The organism is Streptomyces sp. NPDC056224, from assembly GCF_042267665.1.
GTDB lineage: Bacteria > Actinomycetota > Actinomycetes > Streptomycetales > Streptomycetaceae > Streptomyces.
In genome coordinates, this window is sequence record NZ_JBHJTK010000008.1 from 119,201 (window position 1) to 132,689 (window position 13,489).

Below are 13,489 nucleotides of genomic sequence, written 5' to 3' on the forward strand. Positions count from 1 at the left end.
GGGTCCGCAGCGGGGCCCCGACGCGCGGCCCGTCGCGGGGCGCGATGCGCGGCCCGGGCCTACAGTGGCTGGTACCCGGTACCCCTGGAGTCGCGCCATGAGCGTCATCACCCAGCCCACGGACCTCCTGCGACGGCAGGACCCGCAGATGGCCGACGTGCTCGCGGGGGAGCGACAGCGGCAGGCGAGCACGCTGCAGCTGATCGCCGCCGAGAACTTCACCTCGCCCGCCGTGCTCGCCGCAGTCGGGTCGACGCTCTCCAACAAGTACGCCGAGGGATACCCCGGCAACCGCTACCACGGCGGGTGCGAGTACGTCGACGTGGCCGAGCGGATCGCCGTGGAACGGGCCAAGGCGCTGTTCGCGGCCGAGCACGCCAACGTACAGCCGCACTCCGGCTCCTCCGCCGTCCTGGCCGCCTACGCGGCGCTCCTGCGGCCCGGGGACACGGTGCTGGCGATGGGGCTCCCGTACGGCGGCCACCTCACCCACGGCTCGCCCGCCAACTTCTCCGGCCGGTGGTTCGACTTCGTCGGGTACGGGGTCGACGCCGAGACGGGCCTCATCGACTACCAGCAGGTGCAGGACCTCGCCCGCGCGCACCGCCCCAAGGCGATCGTCTGCGGGTCCATCTCCTACCCCCGCCACCCCGAGTACTCGGCCTTCCGGGAGATCGCCGACGAGGTCGGGGCCTATCTGATCGCCGACGCCGCCCATCCGATCGGGCTGGTGGCCGGCGGGGCCGCGCCCAGTCCGGTCCCGTACGCCGACATCGTCTGCGCGACCACGCACAAGGTGCTGCGCGGGCCGCGCGGCGGGATGCTCCTGTGCGGCGCCGAGTTCGCCGAGCGGATCGACCGGGCGGTGTTCCCGTTCACCCAGGGCGGCGCCCAGATGCACACCATCGCCGCCAAGGCCGTCGCCTTCGGGGAGGCCGCGGGCCCCGCCTTCACCACGTACGCCCACCGGGTCGTCGGCAACGCCCGGGCGCTGGCGGAGGCGCTGGAGGACCACGGTTTCACGATCACCACCGGCGGCACGGACACGCACCTGATCACCGCCGACCCGGCCCCGCTGGGCGTCGACGGCCCGACCGCGCGCGGCCGGCTGGCCGCCGCCGGGATCGTGCTCGACACCTGCGCCCTCCCGTACGGGGACCAGCGGGGCATCCGGCTGGGCACGGCCGCCGTGACCACCCAGGGGATGGGGGAGCCGGAGATGCTCCGCATCGCGGCACTGTTTGCCGCCGCGCTGCACGGGGAAGCCGCGAAGACCCGTACGGAGGTCAACGAGCTGACGCTGGAATTCCCCCCGTACGGTGAGTAATCAGGACAAGAGGGGCGTAGTGCAACCGGGATGCCGCCCCCTCGCGTCCTCGGTGGTGGCGACATCACAGCTAATGTGTGGGGCTGAGATGGCCGGCGATACATCTGGGGCAGCCCGTGCGTGAATATCTGCTGACGCTTTGCGTCACGGTCGCGGTGACCTACCTGCTGACCGGGCCCGTGCGGAAGTTCGCGATCGCGGCCGGGGCCATGCCGGAGATCCGTGCGCGTGACGTGCACCGCGAGCCCACGCCGCGGCTGGGCGGCATCGCCATGTTCGGCGGTCTGTGCGCGGGACTGCTGGTCGCGGACCACCTGCGCAACCTCAACGGCGTCTTCGAGCTGTCGAACGAACCGCGCGCCCTGCTCTCCGGCGCAGCCCTGATCTGGCTGGTCGGCGTACTCGACGACAAGTTCGAGATCGACGCCCTGATCAAGCTCGGCGCGCAGATGATCTCCGCCGGCGTGATGGTCATGCAGGGTCTGACCATCCTGTTCATCCCCGTCCCGGGGATCGGAACGGTCTCGCTCACCCAGTGGCAGGGCAACCTGCTCACCGTGGCCCTCGTCGTGATCACCATCAACGCCGTGAACTTCGTGGACGGCCTCGACGGCCTCGCCGCCGGCATGGTCTGCATCGCCGCCACCGCGTTCTTCCTGTACGCCTACCGGATCTGGTTCGGCTACGGCATCGAGGCGGCCGCGCCCGCGACGCTCTTCGCCGCGATCCTGATGGGCATGTGCCTCGGCTTCCTGCCGCACAACATGCACCCCGCCCGGATCTTCATGGGCGACTCCGGCTCGATGCTCATCGGCCTGGTGCTCGCCGCCGCCGCCATCTCGATCAGCGGCCAGGTGGACCCCGACGCGCTGGCCCTGTTCGCGGGCGGTGAGCGCAACGCGACGCACGCGATGCTCCCCGCCTACATCCCGCTGCTGCTGCCGCTGACCATCATCGCGATCCCCATGGCCGACCTGATCCTGGCCATCGTCCGGCGCACCTGGAAGGGCCAGTCGCCCTTCGCCGCCGACCGCGGGCACCTGCACCACCGGCTCCTCGAACTCGGGCACTCGCACAGCCGCGCGGTGCTGATCATGTATTTCTGGTCGGGCCTGATCGCCTTCGGCACCGTGGCGTATTCGGTGAACTCCGCCTCGATGTGGATCGTGCTGGCGATCGCCGCGCTCAGCGCGGTGGGCCTGACCCTGCTGCTCCTGCCGCGCTTCACCCCGCGCGCTCCGCGCTGGGCGGAGCGGCTGGTGCCGCCGCGCTACCGGCACGCCGCGCGGGCCGCAGAGGCCGCGGCGGAAGCCGCCGCCGCGGACGCCTCGGGAACCGAGCCGGAACCCGTCGGGCCGATCGCCGCCGGTGTGTCGGGCGTCAACGGCGCGACCGCCATCGGCCCCCGTTCGCGCTTCCCCGAGCGGCGTAAGGCTGAATCGGCCCGCTGACGGCGCCGACGCATGTCGGACATGAACCCCCTTTACCAGACAAGAGGCCCCGCTGTCGCGCACACACGCGCAGGGTCCCTCTCATGTGTGACAGTCAGCACACTCCGCAGGTAAAGCTCTCATCAAATAGTTTGTGATACCGTTCACTAAACCCGGCGACAGAGCCGAAGGACCGTAGTGCGACGGTCCATTGGCCCGAGGTTCCCTCTCGGACCGGGCTTACGCTCGTCCCGTACGAGTCCCGTGCCCCCACCACCACGCGGAGCAAACCGCCATGCGGTCAGATGACGTCCGATCCCTCCTTCAAGCTGCCGTACCCACCGCTGTCGCAGGCGCTGTAGCCGCCTTGATCAGCGGGCTGGTCGTCGGCGGCAAGGGTGCGGTCGGTGCCATCGTCGCGACGCTGGTCGTGATCCTTTTCATGGGCATCGGATTCGTCGTTCTGCAGCGCACGGCGAAATCACTCCCGCACCTTTTCCAGGCCATGGGGCTCATGCTCTACGCGGCCCAGATCCTGCTGCTCTTCGTCTTTCTCGCCGCGTTCAAGAACACCACCCTGTTCCACCCCAAGGCCTTCGCGATCACGCTCGTCGCCACCACCCTCGTGTGGATCGGCGCACAGACCCGTGCTCACATGAAGGCCAAGATCCTCTACGTCGAACCGGATTCGATGAAGGGCGACAAGCCCGAAAATCCGGGATCGAAGTCGTGAGGGGTAGGGTCGGGATAAGTGCGAGTTCGGCGTCCTGCTATCGTCCGGTGCCAACTGCGGCACTGCGGGCGCGGGCATCTGAGCTGACGCCTGTCCCATCGCGAGGCTCGATGCCTGACTGCCGCCCCACCATCCGTAACACCAGTCCAGTGCCGAACCGCGGCTGCTTGCCGCGCCGACACAACGAGGTTGCCGTACCTATGCGCCACGCTGAAGGAGCCCGCGGTGAGTGCTGACCCGACGCAGGTCCTCGCTTTCGAGACCGACTGTCACATCTTCGACGGATGTGGCTTCCCCGGCCCGGGCCTGCACTCGTTCCTCTTCGAGCCGCTGTGGGGCGAAGCCGGTACCACCAGTGCGTACTTCAACAAGCCGATGCTGCTGGCCCTCCTGGGCTCGGTCATCATCGTCGCCTTCTTCTGGATCGCCTTCGGCAAGCCGAAGGTCGTCCCGGGCAAGCTCCAGATGGTCGCCGAGGCCGGCTACGACTTCGTGCGCCGCGGCATCGTGTACGAGACGCTGGGCAAGAAGGAGGGCGAGAAGTACGTCCCCTTCATGGTGTCGCTGTTCTTCTTCGTCTGGATCCTCAACGTCTGGTCGATCGTCCCGGTGGCCCAGTTCCCGGTGACCGCGATCATCGCGTACCCGGCGATCCTCGCCGCGATCGTGTACTTCATCTGGATGTCGGTGACGTTCAAGCGTCACGGTTTCGTCGGCGGTTTCAAGAACCTGACGGGCTACGACAAGTCGCTCGGCCCGGTGCTCCCGCTCGTCATGGTCATCGAGTTCTTCTCGAACGTCCTGGTGCGCCCGTTCACCCACGCGGTCCGACTCTTCGCGAACATGTTCGCCGGTCACACCCTGCTGCTGCTGTTCACCATCGCCAGCTGGTACCTGCTGAACGGGATCGGCATCGCCTACGCGGGCGTCTCGTTCGTCATGGTCATCGTGATGACCGCGTTCGAGCTCTTCATCCAGGCTGTCCAGGCCTACGTCTTCGTCCTCCTGGCCTGCAGCTTCATCCAGGGCGCGCTCGCCGAGCACCACTGAGCCCCGCCCTCCCCAAACCCCCTGTCGTCCGGTGGCCAACCCCCACCGGTCCGTGAAAGAGAAGGAAGAACTGGCATGTCCCAGATCCTCGCTGCCGCCGAAGGCGTCACCGGTTCCCTCAGCTCCGTTGGTTACGGTCTCGCGGCCATCGGCCCGGGTGTCGGCGTCGGCATCATCTTCGGTAACGGCACGCAGGCTCTCGCCCGTCAGCCCGAGGCTGCCGGTCTGATCCGCGCCAACCAGATCCTCGGCTTCGCCTTCTGTGAGGCGCTCGCCCTCATCGGTCTGGTCATGCCGTTCGTCTACTAAGACGAGCTGCGACTACTAGTCCGATTAGACGAAAGGCACTGATGTGAACCTCCTGGTTCTCGCGGCTGAGACGGAAAACCCGCTCGTTCCGCCGATCCCCGAGCTCGTCATCGGTCTGATCGCCTTCGTCATCGTCTTCGGCTTCCTCGCGAAGAAGCTCCTCCCGAACATCAACAAGGTTCTGGAAGAGCGTCGTGAGGCCATCGAGGGCGGTATCGAGAAGGCTGAGGCCGCTCAGACCGAGGCTCAGAGCGTGCTGGAGCAGTACAAGGCCCAGCTCGCTGAAGCCCGGCACGAGGCCGCGCGCCTGCGCCAGGAAGCGCTGGAGCAGGGCACTGCGCTGAAGGAAGAACTGCGCGCAGAGGGCCAGCGGCAGCGTGAGGAGATCATCGCTGCCGGCCACGCCCAGATCGCGGCAGACCGCAAGGCCGCCTCTCAGGCGCTGCGCCAGGACGTCGGCAAGCTCGCCACCGACCTGGCCGGAAAGCTCGTCGGTGAGTCCCTCGAGGACCACGCCCGGCAGAGCCGCACGATCGACCGCTTCCTCAGCGAGCTCGAGGAGAAGGCCGAGGCCGCCCGATGAACGGAGCGAGCCGCGAGGCGCTGGCCTCCGCGCGCGAGCGTCTCGACGCGCTGACGGACAACACGTCCGTCGACGCGGCGAAGCTCGCCGGTGAGCTGGCAGCCGTCACCGCGCTGCTCGACCGTGAGGTCTCGCTGCGTCGGGTCATCACGGACCCGGCGCAGTCCGGTGAGGCCAAGGCCGAGCTGGTGGGTCGGCTGCTGGGCAGCCAGGTCAGCGGGGAAGCCCTCGACCTGGTGTCGGGCATGGCGCGGTCCCGCTGGTCGCAGTCCCGTGACCTGGTGGACTCGCTGGAGGAGCTGGCGGCCACCGCCGAGCTCACGGCGGCCCAGCAGGGCGGCGCGCTCGACGACGTCGAGGACGAGGTGTTCCGGTTCGGCCGGATCGTCTCCTCGAGCACCGAGCTGCGCGCCGCGCTGACCGACCGGGCGGCCACCGCCTCCGCCAAGAGCGAGCTGCTGCGCAGCCTGCTCGGCGGCAAGGCGAACGCCGTCACCGAGCGCCTGGTGACGCGTCTTGTCACGCACCCGCGTGGACGTAGCCTGGAAGCGGGACTCGAGTCCCTTTCCACGCTCGCCGCCGAGCGCCGCAACCGCATGGTCGCCACCGTGACCACCGCGGTTCCGCTCAGCGATGTGCAGAAGGCGCGTCTCGGCGCGGTGCTGGCCAAGCTGTACGGCCGCCAGATGCACCTGAACCTCGACGTGGACCCCGCGGTCCTCGGCGGAATCCAGGTGCGCGTCGGTGACGAGGTCATCGACGGCACCATCGCGGAGCGTCTCAGTGAGGCGTCCCGTCGTATGGCCGGCTGACCAGCCACCAATAGAACAACGCATTCCTAGCGGCCCGGTTGGGCCGTGCAGAACTTGCAGAAGATTCCTGGGGGTCGCCCCCAGACCCCAAAGAAGCTTCAGGCCCAACAAGGAGAGCAGGGAACCCAGATGGCGGAGCTCACGATCCGGCCGGAGGAGATCCGGGACGCACTGGAGAACTTTGTCCAGTCGTACCAGCCGGACGCGGCCTCGCGCGAGGAGGTCGGAACGGTCAGCGTTGCCGGCGACGGCATCGCGAAGGTGGAGGGCCTGCCCTCCGCCATGGCGAACGAGCTGCTGAAGTTCGAGGACGGCACCCTCGGTCTCGCCCTCAACCTCGAGGAGCGCGAGATCGGTGCGGTCGTCCTCGGCGAGTTCAGCGGTATCGAGGAGGGCCAGCCGGTGCAGCGCACCGGTGAGGTTCTCTCCGTCGGCGTCGGCGAGGGCTACCTCGGCCGCGTTGTCGACCCGCTCGGCAACCCGATCGACGGTCTCGGCGAGATCGCGACCGAAGGCCGCCGCGCCCTCGAGCTGCAGGCCCCCGGCGTCATGGTCCGCAAGTCGGTCCACGAGCCGATGCAGACCGGCTACAAGGCCATCGACGCGATGGTCCCCGTCGGCCGCGGCCAGCGTCAGCTGATCATCGGCGACCGTCAGACGGGTAAGACCGCTCTGGCCGTCGACACGATCATCAACCAGCGCGACAACTGGCGCTCGGGCGACGTGAACAAGCAGGTCCGCTGCATCTACGTCGCCATCGGCCAGAAGGGCTCGACCATCGCGTCCGTTCGCGGCGCCCTGGAAGACGCCGGCGCGCTCGAGTACACGACGATCGTCGCCGCCCCGGCGTCCGACCCGGCCGGCTTCAAGTACCTGGCGCCGTACACCGGTTCCGCCATCGGCCAGCACTGGATGTACGCCGGCAAGCACGTCCTGATCATCTTCGACGACCTGTCGAAGCAGGCCGACGCCTACCGCGCCGTGTCGCTGCTGCTGCGCCGCCCGCCGGGCCGCGAGGCCTACCCGGGTGACGTCTTCTACCTGCACTCCCGTCTGCTGGAGCGCTGCGCGAAGCTGTCCGACGAGATGGGTGCCGGTTCGATGACCGGTCTGCCGATCGTCGAGACCAAGGCGAACGACGTGTCGGCGTTCATCCCGACCAACGTCATCTCCATCACCGACGGCCAGTGCTTCCTGGAGTCCGACCTGTTCAACGCGGGCCAGCGCCCGGCGCTGAACGTCGGTATCTCGGTCTCCCGTGTCGGTGGCTCCGCCCAGCACAAGGCCATGAAGCAGGTTTCCGGCCGTCTGCGCCTGGACCTCGCCCAGTACCGCGAGCTGGAGGCGTTCGCCGCCTTCGGTTCCGACCTGGACGCCGCTTCGAAGGCTTCGCTGGAGCGCGGCAAGCGCCTGGTCGAGCTGCTGAAGCAGGGCCAGTACCAGCCGATGCCCGTCGAGGAGCAGGTCGTCTCCGTCTGGGCCGGTACCACCGGCAAGATGGACGACGTTCCGGTCGCCGACATCCGTCGCTTCGAGTCGGAGCTGCTGGAGCACCTGCGCCGCGAGCGCAAGGACCTCCTCACCTCCATCGCCGAGGGCGGCAAGATGTCGGACGACACCCTGACGTCGATCGCTGACGCCATCGCCGGCTTCAAGCGCCAGTTCGAGACCTCGGACGGCAAGCTCCTGGGCGAGGACGCACCGGCCGTCAACGTCTCCAAGTGACGACGGAAGGGACCTGACTCATGGGAGCGCAGCTCCGGGTCTACAAGCGTCGCATCCGTGCCATCACGGCGACCAAGAAGATCACCAAGGCGATGGAGATGATCGCCGCCTCGCGCATCGTCAAGGCGCAGCGCAAGGTGGCGGCGTCGATGCCGTACGCGACCGAGCTCACCCGTGCGGTGACCGCGGTGGCGACCGGTTCGAACACCAAGCACGCCCTGACGACCGAGGTCGAGGCGCCGACCCGCGCCGCGGTCCTGCTCATCACGAGCGACCGCGGTCTGGCCGGCGGCTACTCCTCGAACGCCATCAAGCAGGCGGAGCGGCTCACCGAGCGGCTGCGCGCTGAGGGCAAGGACGTCGACACCTACATCGTCGGCCGCAAGGGTGTCGCCTACTTCGGGTTCCGCGAGCGCAAGGTCGCGGATTCGTGGACCGGCTTCACCGACAGCCCGGCCTACGCCGACGCCAAGCGCGTCGCCGGACCGCTCATCGAGGCCATCCAGCTGGACACGGCCGAGGGCGGCGTCGACGAGCTGCACGTCGTCTACACGGAATTCGTGTCGATGATGACGCAGAACGCGGTCGACGGCCGGATGCTGCCGCTCAGCCTCGACAAGGCAGAGGAGGAGACCGGCGCGAAGGGCGAGATCCTTCCGCTGTTCGACTTCGAGCCGTCGGCGGAGGACGTCCTCGACGCCCTTCTGCCGCGCTACGTCGAGAGCCGCATCTACAACGCACTGCTGCAGTCGGCCGCTTCCGAGCACGCCGCCCGCCGCCGCGCGATGAAGTCGGCGACCGACAACGCCGGAGACCTCATCAAGAGCCTCTCCCGGCTTGCCAACGCGGCCCGCCAGGCCGAAATCACCCAGGAAATCAGCGAGATCGTCGGTGGCGCGAGCGCCATGGCTGACGCGACCGCGGGGAGTGACAAGTAATGACGACCACTGTTGAGACGGCCGCCGCCACGGGCCGCGTCGCCCGGGTCATCGGCCCGGTCGTCGACGTGGAGTTCCCCGTCGACGCCATGCCCGAGATCTACAACGCCCTCAAGGTCCAGGTCGCCGACCCGGCCCAGGACGGCGCGCTGAAGACCCTGACCCTCGAGGTCGCGCAGCACCTGGGTGACGGCGTCGTCCGCACCATCTCGATGCAGCCGACCGACGGTCTGGTCCGCCAGGCCCCGGTGATCGACACGGGCGAGGGCATCACCGTCCCCGTCGGTGACTTCACCAAGGGCAAGGTGTTCAACACCCTCGGTGAGGTGCTGAACTACCCGGAGGAGAACGCCAACGTCACCGAGCGCTGGCCGATCCACCGCAAGGCCCCTCGCTTCGACGAGCTCGAGTCGAAGACCGAGATGTTCGAGACCGGCGTCAAGGTCATCGACCTTCTCACCCCGTACGTCAAGGGTGGAAAGATCGGTCTGTTCGGTGGTGCCGGTGTCGGCAAGACCGTTCTGATCCAGGAAATGATCTACCGCGTCGCCAACAACCACGACGGTGTGTCGGTGTTCGCGGGCGTCGGTGAGCGTACCCGTGAGGGCAACGACCTCATCGAGGAAATGGCCGACTCGGGCGTCATCGACAAGACGGCGCTCGTCTTCGGTCAGATGGACGAGCCCCCGGGCACCCGTCTTCGCGTCGCGCTGGCCGGTCTGACCATGGCGGAGTACTTCCGCGATGTGCAGAAGCAGGACGTGCTCTTCTTCATCGACAACATCTTCCGGTACACCCAGGCGGGTTCCGAGGTGTCGACCCTGCTCGGCCGCATGCCCTCCGCGGTGGGTTACCAGCCGAACCTGGCCGACGAGATGGGTCTCCTCCAGGAGCGCATCACCTCGACCCGTGGTCACTCGATCACCTCGATGCAGGCGATCTACGTCCCCGCGGACGACCTGACCGACCCGGCGCCGGCGACCACCTTCGCCCACCTCGACGCGACGACGGTTCTCTCCCGTCCGATCTCCGAGAAGGGCATCTACCCGGCCGTGGACCCGCTGGACTCGACGTCCCGCATCCTCGACCCGCGGTACATCGCGGCGGACCACTACGCGACCGCCATGCGTGTCAAGGGGATCCTGCAGAAGTACAAGGACCTCCAGGACATCATCGCGATCCTCGGTATCGACGAGCTGGGCGAGGAGGACAAGCTCGTTGTCCACCGTGCCCGTCGCGTCGAGCGCTTCCTGTCGCAGAACACCCACGTGGCGAAGCAGTTCACCGGTGTGGACGGTTCGGACGTTCCGCTCGAGGAGTCGATCACCGCGTTCAACGCGATCTGCGACGGTGACTACGACCACTTCCCCGAGCAGGCGTTCTTCCTGTGCGGTGGCATCGAGGACCTGAAGGCCAACGCCAAGGAGCTGGGCGTCTCCTGAAGCCGCGCTCCTCGCGAGCACAGCTGACTGACGGAGAGGGGCGGGTATGTCCCGTCCCTCTCCCCACGCCCATTAGAATTTGACCCAACACCCGGCTGACCCGCCGGGTGGTGACCCGAGGAGCCACCTTGGCTGCTGAGCTGCACGTCGAGCTGGTCGCGGCGGACCGCAATGTCTGGTCCGGCGAGGCCACCCTTGTTGTCGCCCGCACCACGTCCGGCGACATCGGCGTCATGCCCGGTCACCAGCCGCTTCTCGGTGTGCTGGAATCGGGCCCTGTGACCATCCGCACCAGCGCGGGCGACACTGTCGTCGCCGCGGTGCACGGCGGTTTCATCTCGTTCGCGGACAACAAGCTGTCCCTGCTGGCCGAGATCGCCGAGCTCGCGGACGAGATTGACGTCCAGCGTGCGGAGCGGGCACTGGAGCGCGCGAAGGCGGAGGCGGACGCCGCCGCCGAGCGTCGCGCGGATGTCCGGCTGCGCGCCGTAACGGGCTGAACACCCGTCGGAGTTTGAACCGCTGAGTCCCGGGGGGCCACCCTCCGGGACGCGGCAGACCTCAGCCGCGGTCCGTTCTGGAATTTTCCAGACCGGGTCGCGGCTGAGGCGATGCAGGTCGTTTTTTTCGCATGTGGGTTTCGATGAGCGAGGAGGTCGGTGAAGATGCTCCTCGCTCTGCTTGTGAGCGGCCTGGTCGTAGCCCTGGTGGTGATCGGGCTGTTTGTCTTCGGGCTGCGCCGCAGACTCATCCAGCGGTCCGGCGGCACCTTCGACTGCAGCATGCGCTGGGGTGTGCCCGAGGAGGCCGACACCTCCGGCAAGGGCTGGGTGTACGGGGTCGCACGCTACAGCGGTGACCGGATCGAGTGGTTCCGCGTGTTCAGCTACTCGCACCGCCCGCGCCGGCTGCTGGAGCGTTCCTCCATCGAGGTCGTCTCGCGCCGCGCCCCCGAGGGCGAGGAAGAGCTGGCCCTGCTCTCCGACGCCGTCGTGCTCGGCGCCGTCCACCGGGGGACCCGCCTGGAGCTGGCGATGAGCGAGGACGCGCTGACCGGCTTCCTCGCGTGGCTGGAGGCGGCGCCCCCCGGGCAGAGGGTGAACGTCGCCTGAGGGCCTGAGGGCCTGAGGGCCTGAGGCCAGGGGCCTGAGGTCGCACTGACGTGAAGAAGCCGGGGAGACGGGGGCGGACCCGTCTCCCCGGCTTCGGTCCTTACTGGAGTCCGGTGTGGATCGCGTTCGCGAGCTCACCGTTGGCGGTGTCGCCGCTGAACTCCCAGAAGAAGGCTCCCTTGAGGCCCTGGTTCTTGGCCCAGGTCATCTTTCCGGCGATGGTGGCGGGGGTGTCGTAGCTCCACCAGTTGCTGCCGCACTTGGCGTAGGCCGTGCCGGCGACCGTGCCGGTCGCGGGGCAGCTGCCCTTGAGCACCTTGTAGTCCTCGATGCCCTGCTCGTACGTGCCCTGTGCGGGTCCGGTCGCGGTGCCGCCGGGGGCGGCCTGCGTGACGCCGGTCCAGCCGCGCCCGTAGAAGCCGATGCCGAGGTTCAGCTTGGAGCCCGCGATGCCCTTGCCCTTGAGCTTGGTGATCGCGGCCTCGGAGTTGAAGCCGGCGATCGGGATGCCGGTGTACGAGGTGAGCGGGGAGTGCGGGGCGGTCGGGCCCTTGGCGTCCCACGCGCCGAAGAAGTCGTACGTCATCACGTTGTAGAAGTCGACGTACTGCGCGGCGCCCGCGTAGTCGGCGAGGTCGAGCTTGCCGCCGTTGGAGCCGTCGGCGGAGATGGCCGCGGTGACCAGGTTGGAGCCGCCGAACTTGGTGCGCAGCGCGGACATCAGGTTCTTCAGGGCGGCGGCGCCGCTGGTGTCACAGGACAGGCCGCAGGCGTTCGGGTACTCCCAGTCGATGTCGATGCCGTCGAAGACGTCGGCCCAGCGCGGGTCCTCGACCAGGCTGTAGCAGGACTGGGCGAAGGCGGCCGGGTTCGCGGCGGCCTGGCCGAAGCCGCCGGACCAGGTCCAGCCGCCGAAGGACCACAGCACCTTGATGTTCGGGTACTGCTTCTTCAGCTTGCGCAGCTGGTTGAAGTTGCCGCGCAGCGGCTGGTCCCAGGTGTCGGCGACGCCGTCGACGCTCTGGTCGGCGGTGTAGGCCTTGTCGTAGTCGGCGTAGGCGTCACCGATGGTGCACTGGCCGTTCTGGACGTTGCCGAAGGCGTAATTGATGTGGGTGATCTTCGCGGCGGAGCCGGAGGTCACGAGGTTCTTGACGTGGTAGTTGCGGCCGTAGACGCCCCACTCGGTGAAGTAGCCGAGCTTTACCTTGCCGCCCGGGTCGGGGGGGATGACGCCGCCGGTCGTCGTCACCGAGAGGGAGCCGGAGGAGGGGCCGGTCTGGTCGATGGTGTCGCGGGCGGTGACGCTGTACGTGTAGGTGGTGCCCTTGGTCAGGCCCGAGTCCGCGTAGCTGGTCCCGGTGACGGTGGCGATCTTGCTGGAGCCCCGGTAGACGTCGTAGTTCTTGACGCCCTTGTCGTCGGTGGCGGAGGACCAGCTCAGGGTCAGGGAGGTGTCGGCGACAGTGCTCGCGGTGGGGGTGCCGGGAGCGGTGGGGGGAGTGTCGCCGGGCTGGGTGCCGTCACAGGAAGCGCCGTTGATCCTGCAGCCGCCGGGGGAGCCGCCGCCGGTGCCGTTGAACCCGAAACTGGCGGTCGCGCCGGGCGCGAGGGTGCCGTTCCAGCCGACGTTCTTACCGGTCCAGTGGGTGCCTGAGCTGGTGACGGTGGCGTCCCAGGCGGAGGTGACGGCGGTGCCGGCCGGGAAGTCCCACTCGAGGGTCCACGAGGTGATCGTGCTGGTGCCGGTGTTCTTCACCGTCCACTTGCCCTCGAAGCCGGTGCCCCAGTCGGAGACCTTGGTGTACGTCGCGGTCGCCGAGGTGGCGGCCTGGGCGGGTCCTGCCAGCGCGACGAGTCCGGTGACGGGCAGGGCGAGCGCGGCGACGATCGCCGCGACCCGCGTGAAGAACCGGGTGCGCCGGGTGCGGGGTGGGGATGCTGTGCTCAAGGGTGATCCTCCGTAGGTCCGTCGCGGTCGTGGGGCCGACGTCGACATGGGGGTGGGACCTGCGCCGCCCGTGAGCA

At 68.4% G+C, this 13,489-nt stretch carries 13 protein-coding genes; 12 read left to right on the top strand and 1 reads right to left on the bottom strand.

Annotated features, from left to right (window positions below):
- The first annotated feature begins 97 nt into the window (after positions 1-97).
- The 12 genes from glyA (at position 98) to ACFCZ1_RS13750 (ending at position 11,461) form a co-directional block, all read left to right on the top strand.
- Positions 98-1,327, top strand: a complete 1,230-nt coding sequence (gene glyA, locus ACFCZ1_RS13695) for a serine hydroxymethyltransferase (RefSeq protein ID WP_376678559.1) — start codon at positions 98-100, stop codon at positions 1,325-1,327.
- A gap of 116 nt (positions 1,328-1,443) precedes the next feature.
- Positions 1,444-2,778 (top strand): MraY family glycosyltransferase, encoded by a 1,335-nt coding sequence (locus ACFCZ1_RS13700; protein WP_376678560.1) that lies wholly within the window; start codon positions 1,444-1,446, stop codon positions 2,776-2,778.
- 274 nt (positions 2,779-3,052) lie between these two features.
- Positions 3,053-3,490 carry a hypothetical protein gene (locus ACFCZ1_RS13705; RefSeq protein ID WP_376678561.1) on the top strand — a complete coding sequence of 146 codons (438 nt, stop codon included), beginning with the start codon at positions 3,053-3,055 and terminating at the stop codon, positions 3,488-3,490.
- Positions 3,491-3,700: 210 nt separating this feature from the next.
- Positions 3,701-4,540: a F0F1 ATP synthase subunit A gene (gene atpB, locus ACFCZ1_RS13710; RefSeq protein WP_376678664.1), complete on the top strand. Its 840-nt coding sequence runs from the start codon at positions 3,701-3,703 to the stop codon at positions 4,538-4,540.
- A 75-nt stretch (positions 4,541-4,615) separates the two neighbouring features.
- Complete coding sequence (gene atpE, locus ACFCZ1_RS13715) at positions 4,616-4,849, top strand: ATP synthase F0 subunit C (RefSeq protein WP_030857147.1); 234 nt, start codon at positions 4,616-4,618, stop codon at positions 4,847-4,849.
- Positions 4,850-4,892: 43 nt separating this feature from the next.
- Positions 4,893-5,432: a F0F1 ATP synthase subunit B gene (locus ACFCZ1_RS13720; protein ID WP_376678562.1), complete on the top strand. Its 540-nt coding sequence runs from the start codon at positions 4,893-4,895 to the stop codon at positions 5,430-5,432.
- Positions 5,429-6,244, top strand: coding sequence for a F0F1 ATP synthase subunit delta (locus ACFCZ1_RS13725; RefSeq protein WP_376678563.1), 816 nt, complete (start codon positions 5,429-5,431; stop codon positions 6,242-6,244). Before ACFCZ1_RS13720 ends, ACFCZ1_RS13725 begins: the two co-directional genes overlap by 4 nt.
- 129 nt (positions 6,245-6,373) lie before the next feature.
- A complete protein-coding gene (gene atpA, locus ACFCZ1_RS13730) occupies positions 6,374-7,969 on the top strand; it encodes a F0F1 ATP synthase subunit alpha (RefSeq protein ID WP_376678564.1) in 1,596 nt (531 codons plus the stop codon).
- 20 nt (positions 7,970-7,989) lie between these two features.
- A complete protein-coding gene (locus tag ACFCZ1_RS13735; protein WP_376678565.1) occupies positions 7,990-8,907 on the top strand; it encodes a F0F1 ATP synthase subunit gamma in 918 nt (305 codons plus the stop codon).
- Positions 8,907-10,349: a F0F1 ATP synthase subunit beta gene (atpD, locus tag ACFCZ1_RS13740; RefSeq protein WP_376678566.1), complete on the top strand. Its 1,443-nt coding sequence runs from the start codon at positions 8,907-8,909 to the stop codon at positions 10,347-10,349. Before ACFCZ1_RS13735 ends, atpD begins: the two co-directional genes overlap by 1 nt.
- A gap of 128 nt (positions 10,350-10,477) precedes the next feature.
- The gene (locus tag ACFCZ1_RS13745; protein ID WP_376678567.1) at positions 10,478-10,849 is read left to right on the top strand and encodes a F0F1 ATP synthase subunit epsilon; all 372 of its coding nucleotides are present in this window, start codon (positions 10,478-10,480) and stop codon (positions 10,847-10,849) included.
- A gap of 165 nt (positions 10,850-11,014) precedes the next feature.
- On the top strand, positions 11,015-11,461 hold the full coding sequence (locus ACFCZ1_RS13750; RefSeq protein ID WP_376678568.1) for a DUF2550 domain-containing protein: 447 nt from the start codon (positions 11,015-11,017) through the stop codon (positions 11,459-11,461).
- Positions 11,462-11,561: 100 nt separating this feature from the next.
- Here ACFCZ1_RS13750 and ACFCZ1_RS13755 read toward each other — a convergent pair whose 3' ends face one another.
- Positions 11,562-13,460, bottom strand: coding sequence for a glycosyl hydrolase family 18 protein (locus ACFCZ1_RS13755; protein ID WP_376678569.1), 1,899 nt, complete (start codon positions 13,458-13,460; stop codon positions 11,562-11,564).
- Positions 13,461-13,489 lie beyond the last annotated feature (29 nt).